The following is a 17805-nucleotide window of genomic DNA, read 5'->3' on the forward strand; positions in this document are numbered from 1 at the left end:
TCTCCGTGTGCTTACAGTGCGTCCGGACCGCGTTCGCCGGTGCGGACGCGTACGGCCGTCTCGACGGGCACGCTCCACACCTTGCCGTCACCGATCTTGCCGGTGCGGGCGGCCTTGACCACGACGTCGATGAGCTGTTCGGCGTCACCGTCCTCGACCAGGACCTCGATACGGATCTTGGGGACGAGGTCGACGGTGTACTCGGCGCCGCGGTAGACCTCGGTGTGGCCGCGCTGGCGGCCGTAGCCGCTGGCCTCGGTGACCGTCAGGCCCTGGACTCCGAAGGCCTGGAGGGCTTCCTTGATCTCGTCGAGCCGGTGCGGCTTGACGACTGCGGTGATGAGCTTCATGCGTCCACCTTCTTGGTCTGCGTGACGGCGGGGGCGGGGGCGGCGGTGGAGCGCGAGGAGGCTCCGCCGCCGGCTCCGCTGAAGTCGTACGCGGTCTCCGCGTGCTCGACCTGGTCGATGCCGGAGACCTCGTCGTCCTCGCTGACCCGCATGCCCATCGTCTTGTCGATGATCAGCGCGAGGATCGCGGAGGCGATCAGAGAGTAGGCGAGGACGGCGACGACGCCGATGGCCTGCTTGCCGAGCTGGTCGAGGCCGCCGCCGTAGAAGAGGCCCTTGGCGTCGGACTGGACACCGCCGGTGGCGAAGAAGCCGACGAGCAGGGAGCCGATGACACCGCCGACGAGGTGGACGCCGATGACGTCGAGGGAGTCGTCGTAGCCGAACTTGTACTTCAGGCCGACGGCCATGGCGCAGACCAGACCGGCGATGGCGCCGACGGCGATCGCGCCGAGCGGGCTCACGGAGCCGCCGGCGGGGGTGATCGCGACCAGGCCGGCGACCGCGCCGGAGGCGGCGCCGAGCGTGGTGAAGGACCCGTGGCGGATCTTCTCGTAGGCGAGCCAGGCGAGCATGGCGGCGGCGGTGGCGACCTGGGTGTTGACGAACATCACGGCGCCGACGCCGTCGTCGTTGCCGAGCCAGGAGCCGGCGTTGAAGCCGAACCAGCCGAACCAGAGCAGCCCGGCGCCGAGCATGACCAGCGGGAGGCTGTGCGGGCGCATCGGGTCCTTCTTGAAGCCGACGCGCTTGCCGATGACGAGGATCACGCCGAGGGCGGCCGCACCGGCGTTGATGTGGACGGCGGTGCCGCCGGCGAAGTCGATGACGCCCATCTCGAAGAGCCAGCCGCCGGAGCCCCAGACCCAGTGGGCGACGGGGAAGTAGACGACGGTGACCCACAGGGCGATGAACAGGGCCCAGGCGGTGAACTTCACCCGGTCGGCGAGGGCGCCGCTGATCAGGGCCGGGGTGAGGATGGCGAACATCAGCTGGAAGACGGCGAAGACGTACACCGGGATGGTGTAGCCGTCCCACAGCTCGGTGACGCCGATGCCGCTGAGGCCGACGTACTCGGAGGACCAGCCGATGACCGATCCGGAGTCGGTGCCGAAGGCGATGCTGAAGCCGTAGAGCACCCACAGGATCGTGACGATCCCGAGGCTGATGAAGCTCATCATCAGCATGTTGAGGGTGGACTTGACGCGGACCATGCCTCCGTAGAAGAAGGCGAGGGCCGGGGTCATCAGCATGACCAGGGCGGAGCAGATGAGCATGAACCCGGTGTTGGCGGCGGACAGCTCGGGGGCGTCTGCTGCCAGGGTCGTGATGGCTGGTGCCATCGGCGTCTCCTCGTCGTCGGTACGGCCTGTGCGGGGGCGGGGCCGGAGAGCGGCTTCGGCCGTGAGGGTGGCCGGTTATGCGCCAGAGGTTGGCGCAGCGCGGTTTCCGTCGATGCCGCACGATGTTTCGGCGCAGTGACGAAGGGAGGGGACGTGTTACACGACGGTGAACGGCTGTGTCACGGGAAGGTAACGCGCGTACCCTGCCCGCGGCGGTCCCGACCCGCCCGCGGACGCGGACCGGCCGCGGCAGTCGTCCCAGTGACCTTGCGGCGGGGGAGCCGAGTCGGGCGGTAAGGGATGTCTGTCGCGGCCGGGGTTCGAGGGGCCGTACGAGAGGACGGCGGGCGGTCAGACCGCCTCGGCGGTCTCGGGTAGCAGGGCGGTGAGCCGGTCGGTGAGCCGGACGACTTCGGCGACGTCGCCGAAGTCGCGGGCGGCCGTGTCGACGGTCTTGCGGAGCCGGTTGTTGACCCGCTCGGAGCGGACCTTCTTGGCGACGACGAGCGCCTTCTCCGCGAGGCGGGCGGACTGCTCCGGTTCCCGCTTGAGGAGGTGCACGGTGGCCATGCCGATGAGGTTGAGCGCGTACGAGCGCTGGTGCTCGGGGTCCTTCTCGAAGAGCTGGACGGCCCGCTCCATGATGGGCTCGGCGAGGGAGGCGTAGGTCGGGGAGCGGCCGGCGACGTAGGCGAGGTCGCGGTAGGAGTGGGAGTTCTCGCCGTTGAGCTCGGCCTCGGAGAAGAAGCGGATCCAGTCGGGCTCGGGCTCACCGTCCAGGCCGACGTCGGCGAAGGTGTCCTCGGCCATGCGCACGGCCCGCTTGCACTTGCTGGGCTGGCCCATGTTGGCGTAGGCGCGGGCCTCCATCGCATACAGCATGGACTGGGTGCGGGCGGTGGCGCAGTCGCGACTGCCGTACTGGGCGAGGTGGATGAGTTCGAGGGCGTCGTCGGGCCTGCCGAGGTGGATCATCTGGCGGCTCATCGAGGAGAGGATGTAGGACCCGAGGGGCTTGTCGCCGGCTTCCTTGGCGGCGTGCAGGGCGAGGACGAAGTACTTCTGCGCGGTGGGTTGGAGGCCCACGTCGTAGCTCATCCAGCCGGCCAGCTCCGCGAGTTCGGCGGCGCACTTGAAGAGGCGTCGGGCGGTGGCGGCGGGCTGCGGCTCCTGGAGCAGGTCGGTGACCTCGTGGAGCTGGCCGACGACCGCCTTGCGGCGCAGGCCGCCGCCGCACTGGGCGTCCCACTGGCGGAACATGGCGGTGGTGGTTTCGAGGAGGTCGAGTTCGCCGGTGGAGAGCCGGTGGGGGCGGCGGGTGTCGAGGGCGGGTTCGGCGGGCTGCGCTTCGCCGACGGGGGTGGGTACGAGCCAGCGCTGCATGGGCTCGATGAGGGCGGGTCCGGCGGCGAGGGCCAGGGAGGTGCCGAGGAAGCCGCGGCGGGCGAGCATCAGGTCGCTGCGGGAGAACTCGCTGAGGAGGGCGACCGTCTGGGGTCCGGCCCAGGGCAGGTCGACGCCGGAGACGGACGGTGACTGGTGGGCGGTGCGCAGTCCGAGGTCCTCGACGGCGACGACGGTGCCGAACCGCTCCGAGAAGAGTTCCGACAGGATCCGCGGGATGGGCTCGCGGGGCTGCTCGCCGTCCAGCCAGCGCCGTACACGTGAGGTGTCGGTGCTGATGTGGTGCGCGCCCATCTGCCGGGCCCTGCGGTTCACTTGGCGCGCGAGTTCGCCCTTCGACCAGCCGCTGCGCACGAACCACGAACTCAGCTGCTCGTTGGGGCGCTTGCCGGCAGTCGTACCGTCTGCGCCGTTGCCGCCCACTGGAACGCCCCCATCCACGTTGATGTCCTGTCGCGCGAAGCACTATCAGAATGCCGTGCGTCGCGGCTCCCGTCCGGGGCTTGCACCGCTTCGAACAGGAAGCCGAGTTGCCTCCGGCATACCCACACGCGCAATGAATTCTTGGGCTTGTGCACCGAACGTAACCCTACGATCACCCGTCCGGGGAGGCCGATTCAAGAAACGCCACCATTCGCCACCCCTTCGAATGAACTCGCCCGTCGCCGAACACGATTCACTTGACATGCGACGAACCCGGGTCGGCGGAGCGAAGCGCGAAGAGGCGTGCGCGGCGGTCCGCACCACCTCCCTCGCGACCGTGCGCCCCGCGAGGGCGACGGAGCGTGACGATGGTGCTCCGGGTCGTAACCACCGGCGCGTCCGACCCGTTGGAGGGGGCATGGGCTTCACGATCGGCGGCATTCGTGAGATGCGGTCCGGCGCACGGCGCCGCGTCCGCACCACGGAGTGCACAGCGGTGGCCGAGTACACCGGGCTGTGGGGCTGGGACGTCGTCCCGGGCGTACGGGCGGTGTCCGGCCGGTGCTCCTGCGGGGACGCGTCGTGTACGGCCCCGGGGGCGCATCCGCTCCCGTTCGCCGAGGAGGTTCCGGCGGGGGCGGGTCTCGACGAAGCGGCCAGGACGTGGGCCCGGTATCCGGGCGCGGCGCTGCTGCTGCCGGTGGGCCGGTCCTTCGACGTGCTCGAGGTCGCCGAGACGGCGGGCCGGCGGGCGCTGGTCCGGCTGGAGCGCATGGGGCTGCCGCTGGGCCCGGTGTGCGTGACGCCGACCGGGCGGGCCCAGTTCTTCGTGGCCCCGGGCGCGGCGGCGGAGCTGCCGGAACTGCTGTACCGGATGGGCTGGGACGACGCCGATCTGGACCTGCGCTGCCCGGCGCCCGGCGCGCACATCACCGCGCCGCCCTCGGACCTCGGCGGCCTGGGCCCGGTGCGCTGGCTGCGCCCGCCGACCCTGGACACGGCGGGAGCGCCGCCGCAGGCGCGGCTGCTCCTGGGCACCTTGGCGTACATCTGCCACCGCACGCACTTCTAGCGGCGCTCGCGGGGCTGCGGCCCCGGGCCCGCCCACCGGCGGGTGGGCGGGCCCGGTGAGGCCGGATCGGTCTAGGCTCCGTCGCCGATCAGGGCGTCGACGAACGCGCCGGGCTCGAAGGGAGCCAGGTCGTCCGGGCCCTCGCCCAGGCCGACCAGCTTGACCGGGACGCCCAGCTCGCGCTGGACCGCGACGACGATGCCGCCCTTGGCCGTTCCGTCGAGCTTGGTGAGCACGATGCCCGTGATGTCGACGACCTCGGCGAAGACGCGCGCCTGGACGAGGCCGTTCTGGCCGGTGGTGGCGTCCAGGACGAGCAGGATCTCGTCGAGCGGGCCGTGCTTCTCGACGACGCGCTTGACCTTGCCGAGCTCGTCCATCAGGCCGGTCTTGGTGTGCAGCCGGCCCGCGGTGTCGATGAGGACGACGTCGGCGCCCTCGGCGATGCCTTCCTTGACCGCGTCGAAGGCGATCGACGCCGGGTCGCCGCCCTCGGGGCCGCGCACGGTGCGGGCGCCGACGCGCTCGCCCCAGGTCTGGAGCTGGTCGGCGGCGGCGGCGCGGAAGGTGTCGGCGGCGCCGAGGACGACCGTGCGGCCGTCGGCGACGAGCACCCGGGCGAGCTTGCCGGTGGTGGTGGTCTTGCCGGTGCCGTTGACGCCGACGACCATGACGACGCCGGGCGTGCCCGGGGCGCTCTCGGTCTTCACCGAGCGGTCGAAGTCGCCGAGCAGGGCGACGAGCTCTTCACGGAGCAGGGCGCGCAGCTCGTCGGGGGTGCGCGTGCCGAGCACCCGGACGCGCTCGCGCAGCCGCTCGACGAGCTCCTGGGTGGGGGCGACGCCGACATCGGCGGTGAGGAGGGTCTCCTCGATCTCCTCCCAGGTCTCCTCGTCCAGGTGCTCGCGGGAGAGCAGCGTGAGCAGCCCCTTGCCCAGCGAGTTCTGCGAGCGGGCGAGCTTGGCCCGGAGCCGTACGAGACGGCCCGCGGTCGGCTCGGGCACCTCGATCTCCGGGGCGGGGGGCGCCTCGGCGACGACGGGGTCCTCGAGCGCGGCCGGGGTCTCGACGGCCTCCTCGGCGGTCGGGAGGTCGAGCTCCTCGATCGTGCGGCGTGGTTCTTCCCGCGGTGTCTCCGCCTCGTCGCCGACATGCGGTTCGGCGGGCGGAGCGGTGATGGTCGGCGTGGTGGACGGCGCCTCGGCCGGCGGCAGCTGCTTCTTCTTGCGGCCGCTGATCACGAGCCCGCTGGTCACGGCGACCGCGACGACGAGAGCGATGACTACAGCAAGGATGAGTTCCATAACCCGTCCAGTATCGGCCACGACCGGACCGGGGAAGGAGCACGTACGCTGGGTGGGTCCCCCCTCATCTGTACGGAGTACCCCCATGCCCCACGCCTCCGAAGCCGAAGGCGCGACGCGCGACGGCGCGGCGAACGACGGCGCGATGGAGACCCGAGGTCTCGAACCCGTCCCCGACGCCGAGCGCACGGGCCATGTGCGCGAGCTCTTCCCGACCTGGGTCGCGGCCAACATCAGTGTGCTTCTTCTCACGATGGGCGCCGGCCTGATCGTCTTCAACGGCCTGAACTTCTGGCAGGTGCTGGTCGTCGCGATCGCGGCGCCGGTCCTGTCGTACGGGATCGTCGGTCTGATCTCGATCGCCGGGAAGCGCGGCGGCTCGCCGGGCATGGCGCTCTCCCGGGCCGTCTTCGGTCAGCGGGGGAACCTCTTCCCCGGCTCGTTGATCTGGGTGGCGCGCTGGGGCTGGGAGACCATCAACGCGGTCACCGGCGCCTATGCCGTGCTGACCGTGCTCGACCTGCTCTTCGGGGTCGAGTCGAACACGGTGCTGATCGTCGTCACGCTGCTGCTCTTCGTCGCCTGTACGTTCCTGGTCTCCGGTCTCGGCATCAACGCGCTGCGGGTGTGCAGCAAGTGGTCGACGTATCTCTTCGGCGCGTTCTCCGTGCTCGTGCTGGTGTATCTGATAGCCGACACCGACTGGTCGGCGGTCTTCGACAAGCCGGCCGGTTCGACGGCGATGATGATCGCGGGCATCGGCACCATCGCGGCGGGCGGCATCAGCTGGGTCCCCTCCGGGCCGGACTTCACCCGCTACCTCCCGCGTACCGCCTCCGCCAAGGCGATGGTCGGCTCCACGATCGGCGGCGCCGGGATCGTCGTGCTGCCGATGGTGCTGATGGGCGCGGTGATGGCGGTGGCGACGCCCGGTCTCGCCTCGGCGCAGGACCCGGTGTCCTTCATCGGCGAGCTGCTGCCGGCCTGGATCTCCGTCCCGTACCTGCTCATCGCTCTGATCGGGATGCTGCTGATCAACTCGATGTCGATGTACTCCGCCGGGTTCACCGCGCAGACGCTGGGGATCAAGGTCTCGCGCGCCGCGGCGGTCAGTGTGAACGCCGTGATCAGCCTGGTCTTCGGCTTCCTGCTGATGGTGGTGGCGACGAGCTTCATCGGTTCGTTCATCTCCTTCCTGACGCTGCTCGCGGTGGCGTTCTCCGCGTGGATCGGCGTCTTCGGCGTCGACATGCTGCGCCGTCGGTCGTACGACGGGGCGGCGCTGATGGACACCACGCGGACGAGTGCCTACTGGTACCGGGGCGGCTTCGCCTGGCAGGCGATGACGGCCTGGGCCGTGGCGCTGGTGGCGGGTCTGCTGTTCACCAGGGTCGACTGGTTCTCCGGTCCGCTGGCGTCCTCGTGGATCGGTGAGAACGGGCTCGGCTGGGGCGCGACCATCGTGATCGCGGGCGCGCTGTACGCCGTGCTGCCGCGGACGTCCGCCGGGGTGCCGGCGGAGCCCGTCGAGGTCCGCGAGAAAGTCACCATCTGACGCTGGAACCGTTTCTATCTGACGTTGCGTCAGATACTGTCCCACTTCGCCGGCGCCGTGTTCGGGGCGACGAGGCGGATCGCGGTCACCGTGTCCGCCGCCATCGGTCCGCTGCGCGACCCGCTGCGGCCGGCCGAGGCAGATCGCGGTCCTCGATCTGCTCGGCGGCGGCCGCCTGGTGACGGTGGCGGGCATCGGCTACCGGCCCGAGGAGCACGAGGAGCGCGGGGTCGACCGGGGCAGGCGCGGCAAGCCGCAGGACCTGCTCCTGGAGACCCTGCTCCAGGCGTGGTCCGGTGAGCCCTTCACATATCAGGGCCGTACGGTACGGGTCACTCCGCGGGATGCCGGTCGGCGAGGCGTGGCGGAGTCTGCGGCTGTTCGGGAACGACGTACTGCCCCGGCTCGGGGCACAGGGCCCTGAGCCGGGGCAGTTCCGTGGTCGAGGAGAGGGGCAGCGGGGATTAGCCCATCTCCTCCAACGCCTTGCCCTTGGTCTCCTTCACGTACCGCAGCACGAAGGGGATGGAGAGCACGGCGAAGACCGTGTAGATGACGTAGGTGCCGGAGAGGTTCCAGTCCGCGAGGGACGGGAAGCTCGCGGTGATGGCCCAGTTGGCGATCCACTGCGCGGAGGCGGCGACGCCCAGGGCGGCGGCGCGGATCCGGTTGGGGAACATCTCGCCGAGGAAGACCCAGACGACCACGCCCCAGGAGAGGGCGAAGAAGAGCACGAAGACATGGGCGGCGACGAGCGCGACGACGCCCTGGGTCTCGGGCAGCTTGCCGTCGACGAGGTCGGCGGAGAAGGCCCACGCCTCGAAGGCGAGGGCGACGGCCATGCCGATGGAGCCGACCAGCGCGAGCGGCTTGCGGCCCACCCGGTCGACCAGGACCATCGCGATCACCGTGCCGACGATGTTGATGATCGACGTGGTGAAGGAGTAGAAGAACGAGCTGGACGGGTCGATGCCGACGGACTGCCAGAGCGTCGCGGAGTAGTAGAAGGCGACGTTGATGCCGACGAGCTGCTGGAAGACCGAGAGCCCGATGCCGACCCAGACGATGGGGAGCAGCTTGAAGCGGCGGCCGGTGGCGAGCAGGTCCCTGAAGGTGGACTTGTGCTCCCGGCGCATGGCCAGCTCGATCTCGGCGACGCGGTGGTCGAGGTTGACGCTGTGGCCCTCGACCTCGGCCAGGACCTCCTTGGCCCGGTCGATCCTGCCCACGGAGATCAGGAAGCGCGGGGACTCGGGGATGGCGAAGGAGAGCAGGCCGTAGAGGACGGCGGGGACCACCATCACGCCGAGCATCCACTGCCAGGCTTCGAGACCGGCGATCTCTCCGCGCTGGTCGCCGTCGGCGAGCTGCAGGATGCCGTAGTTGACCAGCTGGGAGATGGCGATGCCGATGACGATGGCGGCCTGCTGGAAGGAGCCGAGGCGCCCTCGGTAGGCGGCGGGGGCGACCTCGGCGATGTACGCGGGGCCGATCACCGAGGCCATGCCGATGGCGAAGCCGCCGACGATCCGCCAGAAGGCGAGGTCCCAGAGGGCGAAGGGCAGCGCCGAGCCCACGGCGCTGATGGAGAACAGCACGGCGGCGATCTGCATGCAGCGGATGCGGCCGATCTTGTCGGCCATCCGGCCGGCGGTCGCGGCGCCGATGGCGCAGCCGATCAGGGCGATGGCGATGACCTGGGCGAGCGTCCCGGAGCCGATGTCGTACCGGTCCCTGATGGCTTCGACGGCGCCGTTGATGACGGAGCTGTCGTACCCGAAGAGGAAACCGCCCATCGCGGCGGACGCCGTGATGAAGATGACGTGGCCGAGGTGGTCCGGGTGGGCGGCTCGGCCTTCGGACGGCGGCGGCGTGGGCGCCTGCGCGGTGCTGGTCACATGGACTCCTGGAGGCTCCGGCAGCGTCGCCGGGGCGTGGGGGGCGAGCCCTTCCAGTGGCGCACAACTTCACGCCGCCCACCACTTGAAGGTAAAAGCAACGTTGCAGAGACTATTCCTTCAAGTTTCGAAGTCAAGACTTGTCCGCTTGTGAATTTGAACCGACGGCGTGTCGTCTTGCGTTCAAGTCTTGAATGCCTAGGGTCAGCGCAGCCGCTGGCTGATGACCTTCGATACCCCGTCGCCCTGCATGGAAACGCCGTAGAGGGCGTCCGCGACCTCCATGGTCCGCTTCTGGTGCGTGATCACGATCAGCTGCGAGGACTCCTGGAGCTCCCGCATGATCCGGATCAGCCTCTGGAGGTTGGTGTCGTCCAGCGCCGCCTCGACCTCGTCCATCACGTAGAACGGGCTGGGGCGGGCCTTGAAGATCGAGACCAGCATCGCCACGGCGGTCAGCGAACGCTCGCCGCCGGAGAGCAGCGAGAGCCGCTTGACCTTCTTCCCCGGCGGGCGGGCCTCCACGTCGACGCCGGTGGTGAGCATGTTGTCGGGGTCGGTCAGGACCAGCCGCCCCTCGCCCCCGGGGAAGAGGCGCGAGAAGACTCCCTCGAACTCGCGGGCGGTGTCCCGGTACGCCTCGGTGAAGACCTGCTCGACACGGACGTCGACCTCCTTCACGACCTGAAGGAGGTCGGCACGGGTCTTCTTCAGGTCCTCCAACTGCTCGGAGAGGAACTGGTGGCGCTCCTCCAACGCCGCGAACTCCTCAAGGGCCAGCGGGTTCACCTTTCCGAGCTGCTGGTATGCCCGCTCGGCGGCCTTCAGCCGCTTCTCCTGCTCCGCACGGACGAAGGGGCGCGGCTGGTTGCGCGGGTCCTCCGGGTCCTCGGGCAGCGTCTCGCCCTCCGCGGGGGGCGACGGCGGTACGAGCTGATGGGGGCCGTACTCGGAGATCAGGCCGGCCGGCTCGACACCGAACTCCTCCAGGGCCTTGGTCTCCAGCTGCTCGATCCGCAGCCGCTTCTCCGCACCGAGGACCTCGCCCCGGTGGACGGAGTCGGTGAGCCTGTCGAGTTCGCCCTTCAGGTCGCGGCCCCGGGCGCGGGCGGCTGCCAGGCCCTGTTCGCGGGCGCCCTTGGCGGCCTCGGCCAGGGCGCGCTCCTGCTCGGCCCGGACCAGGGAGACCTCGATGTGCGCCAGCAGCTGCCGGGCTCCGGCGGCGACGGCGGTGGCGACCTCGGCCTCGTGGCGCAGCCGGGCGCGGCGCTGCTCCGCACGCGCGCGTGCCTCGCGTTCGGCGCGTGCGGCCCGGTCGAGGGAGTCGGCGCGTCCGGCGAGACCCTTGACCCGTTCCTCGTGGGTACGGAGCTGGAGCCGGGCCTCCATCTCCGTCTGGCGGGCGTTGGCGCCGTCGGCGGCGAGCCGGTCGCGCACGGAGGTGTCGGGTTCCTCGTCGGCCGGGGCCTCCTCGGCGACGAGGAACCGTTCGGCCAGCTCCTCCGCCTCGTACAGCGCCTTCTCCAGGGACTCCTGCGCGCGAGCCGCGGCCGCGGCGGACCGCTCGGCCTCACCGGCGGCGCCCCGGGCCTGGCCCGCGAGGCGGCCGAGGCTCTGCGCGACGGCGGACTTCTCCCGGTCGGCGGCGCGGCGGCGTTCGGCCAGCTCCTCGACGAGTGCGGCGGCGGCGCGGCGGCGCTCGTCGGCCTCCCGCTGCGCCGACGCGAGCGCTTCGCAGCGCACGTCGAGCTCCGCCAGCTCGGCGGCGGCCTCGTCGACGGACGCCTGCACTTCGAGCAGGCTCGGCGCCCCGGCGGAGCCGCCCTGCGCGAAGTGCGCCCCCAGCAGGTCCCCCTCGGCGGTGACGGCGGTCAGCCACGGCCGGACGCGGACGAGCTCCTCGGCCTCCTCCAGGCCCTCGACCACGACGATCCCGTCGAGCAGACGCCGCACGGCGCCCATGAGCTCCTCGGGCCCGCGCACCAGGGAGACGACGGGCACGTCGCCGTCGGCGGCCTCCGCTCGGCCGTCGGCGGTCGCGACCGAGCCGTCCCCGTCCCCGGCGCCACGGGCGGCCGCCGGTCGGCCGTCGGCGGGCGTGGCAAAGCCGTCCCCGTCCCGGGCGGTGCCGTCGGGGACGGGCTCGGGGACTTCCGCTGCCTGCGCGCCCGTGAGCAGCAGGGACGCGCGGCCGGCGTCCTGCTTGCGCAGCAGGCGCAGCGCCTGGGCCGCCGAGGCGGGGCCCGAGACGGCGATCGCGTCGGCCGCGGCGCCGAGGGCGGCGGCGACGGGGATCTCGTACCCGGGGGTGACCGTGAGGAGTTCCGCCGCGGGGCCGAGGAGACCGTCCACGATGTCCCGGGCGGCGAGCAGCGCACCGGTGCCGTCCTTGCGGCGAAGGCCCAGGGCGAGGGCCTCGTGCCGGGCGCGGGTCGCCGCGCGGCTGCGGTCGGCGGCGGTGGCGGCCTCGCGCGCGGCCGTCAGGGCGGCCTCCGCCTCGGCGAGGTCCCGGCGGGCGGCCTTGTACCGCTCCCCCAGCTCGGTGTCGTCCGCGTCGAGCCCGTCGACCTCGGCCTTGAGCTGCTCGTACTCCTCCTGGGCGCGCGTCGCCCGCTCCCGCGCCTCGTCGCGCGCGGCGGCGAGCCGGTCGATCTCGGCCTGCGCGGACGCCGCACGCGAGCGGGCGGCGTTGACCTGGCCGTGCAGCCGGGCGAGCCCCTCGCGCCGGTCGGCGATGGCGCGGGCCACGTCCTTGAGCCGTCGCTCCTCCACCGCCAGCTCGCGTTCCAGCTCGGCGCGGTGGGCGACGGTGTCCTCGAGAGCCCGCTCGGCCGCCTCCAGCGCGGCCTCCAGTTCGGCCTCCTGCTCGCGGATACGGGCCGCCTCGCGCTCCATGTCCTCCGGGTCGCGTCCGCGACGCTCCTCCAGCGGCTGGGTGGTGGCGCTCTTCACGCGCGCGTCGGCGAGGGAGATCGTGCCGCGCACCCGCTCCGCGAGCTGGGAGAGTTCGTACCAGGTCTGCTGGGCCCGCTGGAGGCGGGGGGTGAGCCGCCGCACCTCGTCCTCCAGGTCCGCCTCCTTGGCGAGCGCGGCCCGCAGCTCGGCCTCGGCGCTCTCCCTGCGCTCCTTGAGCGCGGCCTCGTCGGCGACCTCGGCCTTCAGCGCCTCCTGGAGCCGTACGAGATCGTCGGAGAGCAGCCTCAGCCGGGCGTCGCGCAGGTCGGCCTGGATGACCGCGGCGCGGCGGGCGACCGCCGCCTGCCGGCCGAGAGGCTTGAGCTGGCGCCGCAGTTCGTCGGTGAGGTCCTGCACGCGTGCGAGGTTGGCCTGCATCGCGTCCAGCTTCCGCAGCGCCTTCTCCTTGCGCTTGCGGTGCTTGAGGACGCCGGCCGCCTCCTCGATGAAGGCGCGCCGTCCCATCGGGTCGGCGTGCAGGACGGAGTCGAGCTGTCCCTGGCCGACGATCACGTGCATCTCGCGCCCGATGCCGGAGTCGGAGAGCAGGTCCTGGATGTCGAGCAGCCGGCAGGTGTCGCCGTTGATCTGGTACTCGCTGCTGCCGCCCCGGAACATGATCCGGGTGAGGGTGACCTCGGCGTAGTCGATGGGCAGTGCGCCGTCGGAGTTGTCGATGGTCAGCGAGACCTCGGCGCGGCCGAGCGGCGGCCGCCCGGTCGTGCCGGCGAAGATGACGTCCTCCATCTTGCCGCCGCGCAGCGACTTGGCGCCCTGCTCTCCCATGACCCAGGACAGCGCGTCCACGACGTTGGACTTACCGGATCCGTTGGGGCCCACGACACAGGTGATTCCGGGTTCGAACCGCAGCGTGGTGGCGGAGGCGAACGACTTGAAACCGCGGAGTGTCAGGGCCTTGAGATGCACGCCCCCGGACTCTACCGGGGCGCGTGCGTTTCGCCCGCGAAGGCGCAGGGCAGACCCTCACTCAGGAAAAGGGGGGTGGGACCTGGGGGACTCAAGAAAGAAGGGACGCCGAAGCGTCCCTTGCATATCTGGCTGTGCCAGCGAGAGTGTCTCTCACCTGGCCCCTGCGGGCTGAGACATCAGGTGAGCGCAGGCTCCGCCTGGGGTACGTCGAGGTCGATGCGGTCGAGCAGCGAGTCTCCGTGCTGTGCGGCGGCAGCGTTGAGCGCGTCGTTCTCGGACTGAATCCGTACAAGCTCGGACTCGAGGTCCTGCACGCGCTGCTGAAGCCGTCGCATCTCGGCGAGGAGTCGCGGGTCGGAGCCGCCGACGTAACCGAGAAGCGCCTTTGCCATGATGGATGGTCCTCCACAATGAGTGACCGACCGATGCGGTGTGGGTCGTGAGGGATTCGCACCCGCGGTGCTCGGCAGTACTTCTTGTGGTGCCGGTTCTTACTGCCAAACAGCTAAGGTGCGCGGGGCTTCCAGAGTCTCACCAAAATGTTTGACGGTCAACACGATCACGCCCCGCATCAAGGGGCGACCGGGGGGTCCACGGCCGCGGAACATGCGGCGGGCCTCGCGACATCGGTGCCTCTGGGGCTGTGGAGATCATCCTTCCTCGTGCGACCGGACAAGGCAAGCCCTTCTCGGCAACCACCTGGTCATTTCCCGGTCAGGTGATGTTGCTCGAACGTCCGCCCGGTGGTCGCGTGGACCACCGGGCGGAGTGAGCGGGAAGGATCGTCAGCGGATCGCGAAGCCGTCGTAGCCGCCGCGCGGGGTGTCCCAGATCTCAGTGACCCCGTCGACGCGCCCGGGTGTGTCGTCGGAGCGCAGCCAGTCGAGCAGACGGTGGCAATTCTCACGCGGCCCTTCGGCGACGACCTGCACCCGTCCGTCGTCGAGATTGAGCGCGAATCCGACCAGGCCGCCGATCTCCAGCGCGTTTGCCCTGGTGAACCAGCGGAAGCCCACTCCCTGTACTCGACCGCGCACCCAGGCGGTGAGCCGTACGTCTTCGTTCATGGCTGCACGCTAACGGGCCGATCACCGCAGAGGGGCACCGCCCCCGCGCGTCATGGCGTACAGTCCCGACCGAATGAGACTCACCCGCATGGGCGAGTCCCCTTTGACAGGCTCCACAGAAGCAAAGATCAGCAAAGATCACAGCACAGGTCGTCAGGAAGGCAGAGCAGATGGGACGCCATCGTCGCTCCGGCGCCGCGCCCGCCGCAGAAGGGTACGCGACGGACGGGGACCGCCGGCACAGGGGTGCCCGCCGCAAGAAGCGGGGCGTACCCGTGCGCACCGGGCTGCTCGGCGCCTCCGCCGCGGTGGCGATCGGCGCGGTCGCCGTCGCCTCGGGTCTGCTGCCGGGTGGGGACACGTACACCGTCGGCAGCACGGGCTCGGGCGAGACCCGAACCCACCCCCACGCCCAGCAGGCGCCGGAGCTGACGACGCAGGGCGGCGCCTCGGCGACCCCGTCCGACCGCTCCTCCTCCCCCACCGCGAGCGCGGGCAGGAGCGCGGGTACGGGCACCGCCGCGAAGAAGGCCTCGCCGTCGGCGAAGCCGTCGCCCACCCCGTCGAAGACCACCGCCTCCCCGGCGCCGAAGAAGCCCTCCCCCCAGCCGTCGAAGACGGTGCGGACCGCGAAGCCCAAGCCCAAGCCGGCGCCCACGACCGAGAAGCCGGTCGTGCGGACGGAGACCCCGTCGCTGGTCAGCCGTGACGCGGCCGCCGCGGCGGAGGTGGTCCGCCTGGTCAACCTGGAGCGGGCCAAGGTCGGCTGCGTCCCCGTCCGCTCCGACGCGGAGCTGACGGAGCTGGCCGACGCCTTCAGCGAGGACATGGCACGGCGCGGCTTCTTCGACCACACGGACCCGGACGGCGCGACGCCGTGGGACCGAGCGGCCAAGGCGGGCATATCCGGCATGGGCGGCGAGAACATCGCTCGCGGGCAGGTGGACGCCGCGGCCGTGATGTCGTCCTGGATGAACAGCGACGGACACCGCGCGAACATCCTGAACTGCGACTACACCTCGCTGGGAGTCGGTGTCCACTTCGCGGACGGCGGCCCGTGGTGGACCCAGGACTTCGGCTACTGAGCCGTGGCCGTCCTCGGCGAGGCCGCGGGTCCCCTCTCCGGAAGCGCAACCCCTGAGTGAGCGCACTCCTGGGCGCAGCGCCTCGCGCGTAAGGTGGAGGGATGAGTGACGACCTCGTGTTCGATGTGTTCGCCCGGGCCTGTGCCTCGCGCGAGACGTTGGAGCATGTGACCGGGCGGTGGGGTTCGCTCACCCTGGGCGCACTGTACGAGGGCACGTTCCGTTTCAACGAGTTGCGCCGCCGGGTCGACGGTGTGAGCGAGAAGATGCTGGCGCAGACCCTGCACGCGCTGGAGCGGGACGGGCTCGTCCACCGTGAGGCGCGGCCGACCAATCCGCCGCGGGTGGACTATCGGCTGACGCCGTTGGGCCGGGACATCGCGGAGCAGTTGCGCCGGCTGATCGACCTGGTCGAGGGGCGGATGCCCCAGGTGCTGTCGGCGCGCGAGAGCTATGACGCGGCGCGCGTGCCGAGCGAGCCCGTCGCGCCGTGACGCCCCGGGCTCCTCAGAGGGCGGCGCGCGTGCCGAGCGAGCCCGTCGCGCCGTGACGCCCCGGGCTCCTCAGAGGGCGGCGCGCGGCGGGCGCTGGCAGCGCGGACAGAAGTAGCTGGACCTGTTCATCCACGGGCGGCGGCGGATCGGTGTCCCGCAGCGCCGGCACGGCTCGTCCTCGCGGCCGTACGCGTCCAGGGACCGGTCGAAGTAGCCGGATTCGCCGTTCACGTTGACGTACAGGCTGTCGAAGCTGGTCCCGCCGGCCGCGAGCGCCGCGTTCATCACATCGCGTACATGGCCCAGCAGCTCGGCGGAGCGGGGCCGGGTCAGGCTCGCGGTCGGGCGTTCGTAGTGCAGCCTGGCCCGCCACAGCGCCTCGTCGGCGTAGATGTTGCCGACCCCGCTGATCAGCGACTGGTCGAGCAGCGCGCGCTTGATGGTCGTACGGCGCAGACGCAGCGCGGCCTGGAAGGCGGCGTCGTCGAACGCCGGGTCCAGCGGGTCGCGCGCGATGTGGGCGATGACGTCGGGCAGGCCGTCCGGTGTGTTCTCGTGGAGCGAGAGTCCGCCGAAGGTCCGCTGGTCGACGAAGCGCAGCTCGGTGCCGCCCGCGGCGCCGGCCGCTGATGTCACCGTGTCGTCGAACCGGACGCGGATGCGCAGATGCTTCTCGTCGGGTGCCGTCTCCGGCTGGACGAGCAGCTGGCCGCTCATGCCGAGATGGCCGAGGACGGAGGCGTCGGAGTCGGCGAGCGGGATCCAGAGGTACTTGCCGCGCCGCCGGGCGGTCCCGAGGCGGTGCCCCTTGAGCCGTGCGGCGAAGTCCTCGCCGCCGGCCGGGTGCCGCCGTACCGCCCGCGGGTGCAGGACCTCGACCTCGCCGACGGTCCGCCCGGCGACCCAGCGTTCGAGACCGCGCCGCACGACCTCGACCTCGGGCAGCTCGGGCACGGGACTCCTCCGGACGGGGTGGGAACGATGCCCGAAGCCTACCGCCCGGACCGCCGCCCCCGGCCCGAGGGTTCCACGCGGAACGACCCCGCCCGGGACCCTGGTCGGGGTCCCGGGCGGGGTCGTCAGGAAGCGGTGGTCTCAGGCCGAGGCCTGATCCGCGGCGGAAGAGACGTCGGCGCCCTCTTCCGTTCCCGCCTCGGCCGCGGCCTTCGCCGCCACCAGGCGTTCGTCCGCGGCCGAGCGGATCGCGCGCCACGCGGATTCCGCGGCCTGCTGCTCCGCTTCCTTCTTGCTGCGGCCGGTGCCGGTGCCGTACGAGACACCACCGACGCGGGCGGCAGCAGTGAAGACCTTCTCGTGGTCCGGGCCCGTCTCGGAGACGAGGTACTCCGGAACACCCAGGCCCTCGGCCGCGGTGAGCTCCTGGAGGCTGGTCTTCCAGTCCAGTCCGGCACCGAGGTTCGAGGACTTCTCGATCAGCGGGTCGAAGAGCCGGTGCACCAGCTCGGACGCCGCGTCGAGGCCCTGGTCGAGGTAGACCGCGCCGATCACCGCTTCAAGGGTGTCGGCGAGGATGGACGCCTTGTCCCGGCCACCCGTGCCCTCTTCGCCCCGGCCGAGCCGGATGAAGGAGCCGAGTTCGAGGCCGCGGCTGACCTCCGCCAGCGCACGCGAATTGACCACCGCGGCCCGCAACTTGGCCAGCTGGCCCTCGGGCAGGTCGGGGTGGGTGCGGTACAGCGTGTCCGTGACCACCAGGCCGAGCACGGAGTCCCCGAGGAACTCCAGACGCTCGTTGGTGGGCAGGCCGCCGTTCTCGTACGCGTACGAGCGATGCGTCAGCGCACGCACCAGAAGGGCGGACTCGAGCTGATACCCGAGCCGCCCTTCCAGAAGCGTGTGGGACGAGGCATTGTCCGTCTTGTTGTCCGTCTTGTGGGACTCAGACATTGCGCCTCTCACCAGCC

General features: G+C 71.3%; 14 protein-coding genes and 1 pseudogene. 5 read left to right on the forward strand and 10 right to left on the reverse strand.

Annotated elements, in window-relative coordinates; all coding sequences use genetic code 11:
• Window positions 1–11: 11 nt before the first annotated feature.
• The 3 genes from ACWDX6_RS03395 to nsdA form a co-directional block, all read right to left on the reverse strand.
• Window positions 12–350, reverse strand: a complete 339-nt coding sequence (locus ACWDX6_RS03395) for a P-II family nitrogen regulator (protein ID WP_064070309.1) — start codon at window positions 348–350, stop codon at window positions 12–14.
• The gene (locus tag ACWDX6_RS03400; RefSeq protein WP_451483262.1) at window positions 347–1693 is read right to left on the reverse strand and encodes an ammonium transporter; all 1347 of its coding nucleotides are present in this window, start codon (window positions 1691–1693) and stop codon (window positions 347–349) included. Before ACWDX6_RS03400 ends, ACWDX6_RS03395 begins: the two co-directional genes overlap by 4 nt.
• A gap of 351 nt (window positions 1694–2044) precedes the next feature.
• Window positions 2045–3520, reverse strand: a complete 1476-nt coding sequence (gene nsdA / locus ACWDX6_RS03405; RefSeq protein ID WP_451483263.1) for a transcriptional repressor NsdA — start codon at window positions 3518–3520, stop codon at window positions 2045–2047.
• 418 nt (window positions 3521–3938) lie between these two features.
• On the opposite strand from nsdA, the gene ACWDX6_RS03410 reads away from it, so the two are divergent.
• Window positions 3939–4592: a bifunctional DNA primase/polymerase gene (locus ACWDX6_RS03410; RefSeq protein WP_451483264.1), complete on the forward strand. Its 654-nt coding sequence runs from the start codon at window positions 3939–3941 to the stop codon at window positions 4590–4592.
• A gap of 71 nt (window positions 4593–4663) precedes the next feature.
• On the opposite strand, the gene ftsY is transcribed toward ACWDX6_RS03410, so the two are convergent.
• Window positions 4664–5896: a signal recognition particle-docking protein FtsY gene (gene ftsY, locus ACWDX6_RS03415; protein ID WP_451483265.1), complete on the reverse strand. Its 1233-nt coding sequence runs from the start codon at window positions 5894–5896 to the stop codon at window positions 4664–4666.
• An 85-nt stretch (window positions 5897–5981) separates the two neighbouring features.
• Between ftsY and ACWDX6_RS03420 the strand changes: the two genes are divergently transcribed.
• Together ACWDX6_RS03420 and ACWDX6_RS03425 are read left to right on the forward strand one after the other, a co-directional pair.
• Window positions 5982–7451: a cytosine permease gene (locus ACWDX6_RS03420; RefSeq protein ID WP_451483266.1), complete on the forward strand. Its 1470-nt coding sequence runs from the start codon at window positions 5982–5984 to the stop codon at window positions 7449–7451.
• 45 nt (window positions 7452–7496) lie between these two features.
• Window positions 7497–7794, forward strand: a pseudogene (locus ACWDX6_RS03425) (LLM class flavin-dependent oxidoreductase); the annotation flags it as partial.
• A 121-nt stretch (window positions 7795–7915) separates the two neighbouring features.
• On the opposite strand, the gene ACWDX6_RS03430 reads toward ACWDX6_RS03425, so the two are convergent.
• The 4 genes from ACWDX6_RS03430 to ACWDX6_RS03445 form a co-directional block, all read right to left on the reverse strand.
• Window positions 7916–9349, reverse strand: coding sequence for a sugar porter family MFS transporter (locus ACWDX6_RS03430; protein ID WP_451483267.1), 1434 nt, complete (start codon window positions 9347–9349; stop codon window positions 7916–7918).
• Window positions 9350–9553: 204 nt separating this feature from the next.
• Complete coding sequence (locus ACWDX6_RS03435) at window positions 9554–13231, reverse strand: AAA family ATPase (RefSeq protein WP_451483268.1); 3678 nt, start codon at window positions 13229–13231, stop codon at window positions 9554–9556.
• A 179-nt stretch (window positions 13232–13410) separates the two neighbouring features.
• On the reverse strand, window positions 13411–13626 hold the full coding sequence (locus tag ACWDX6_RS03440) for a hypothetical protein (RefSeq protein ID WP_403294580.1): 216 nt from the start codon (window positions 13624–13626) through the stop codon (window positions 13411–13413).
• Window positions 13627–14019: 393 nt separating this feature from the next.
• Complete coding sequence (locus tag ACWDX6_RS03445) at window positions 14020–14301, reverse strand: acylphosphatase (protein WP_403294581.1); 282 nt, start codon at window positions 14299–14301, stop codon at window positions 14020–14022.
• A gap of 170 nt (window positions 14302–14471) precedes the next feature.
• Here ACWDX6_RS03445 and ACWDX6_RS03450 point away from each other — a divergent pair, with 170 nt between their 5' ends.
• Both ACWDX6_RS03450 and ACWDX6_RS03455 read left to right on the forward strand, forming a co-directional pair.
• Window positions 14472–15386: a CAP domain-containing protein gene (locus ACWDX6_RS03450; protein WP_451483269.1), complete on the forward strand. Its 915-nt coding sequence runs from the start codon at window positions 14472–14474 to the stop codon at window positions 15384–15386.
• Window positions 15387–15487: 101 nt separating this feature from the next.
• Window positions 15488–15880 (forward strand): winged helix-turn-helix transcriptional regulator, encoded by a 393-nt coding sequence (locus ACWDX6_RS03455; RefSeq protein WP_451483270.1) that lies wholly within the window; start codon window positions 15488–15490, stop codon window positions 15878–15880.
• Between the two features lie 69 nt (window positions 15881–15949).
• Here ACWDX6_RS03455 and mutM read toward each other — a convergent pair whose 3' ends face one another.
• Both mutM and rnc read right to left on the reverse strand, forming a co-directional pair.
• The gene (gene mutM, locus ACWDX6_RS03460; RefSeq protein WP_451483271.1) at window positions 15950–16834 is read right to left on the reverse strand and encodes a bifunctional DNA-formamidopyrimidine glycosylase/DNA-(apurinic or apyrimidinic site) lyase; all 885 of its coding nucleotides are present in this window, start codon (window positions 16832–16834) and stop codon (window positions 15950–15952) included.
• Between the two features lie 141 nt (window positions 16835–16975).
• Window positions 16976–17788 carry a ribonuclease III gene (rnc, locus tag ACWDX6_RS03465; RefSeq protein ID WP_451483272.1) on the reverse strand — a complete coding sequence of 271 codons (813 nt, stop codon included), beginning with the start codon at window positions 17786–17788 and terminating at the stop codon, window positions 16976–16978.
• Window positions 17789–17805 lie beyond the last annotated feature (17 nt).

This window comes from Streptomyces sp. NPDC003027 (assembly GCF_053591435.1).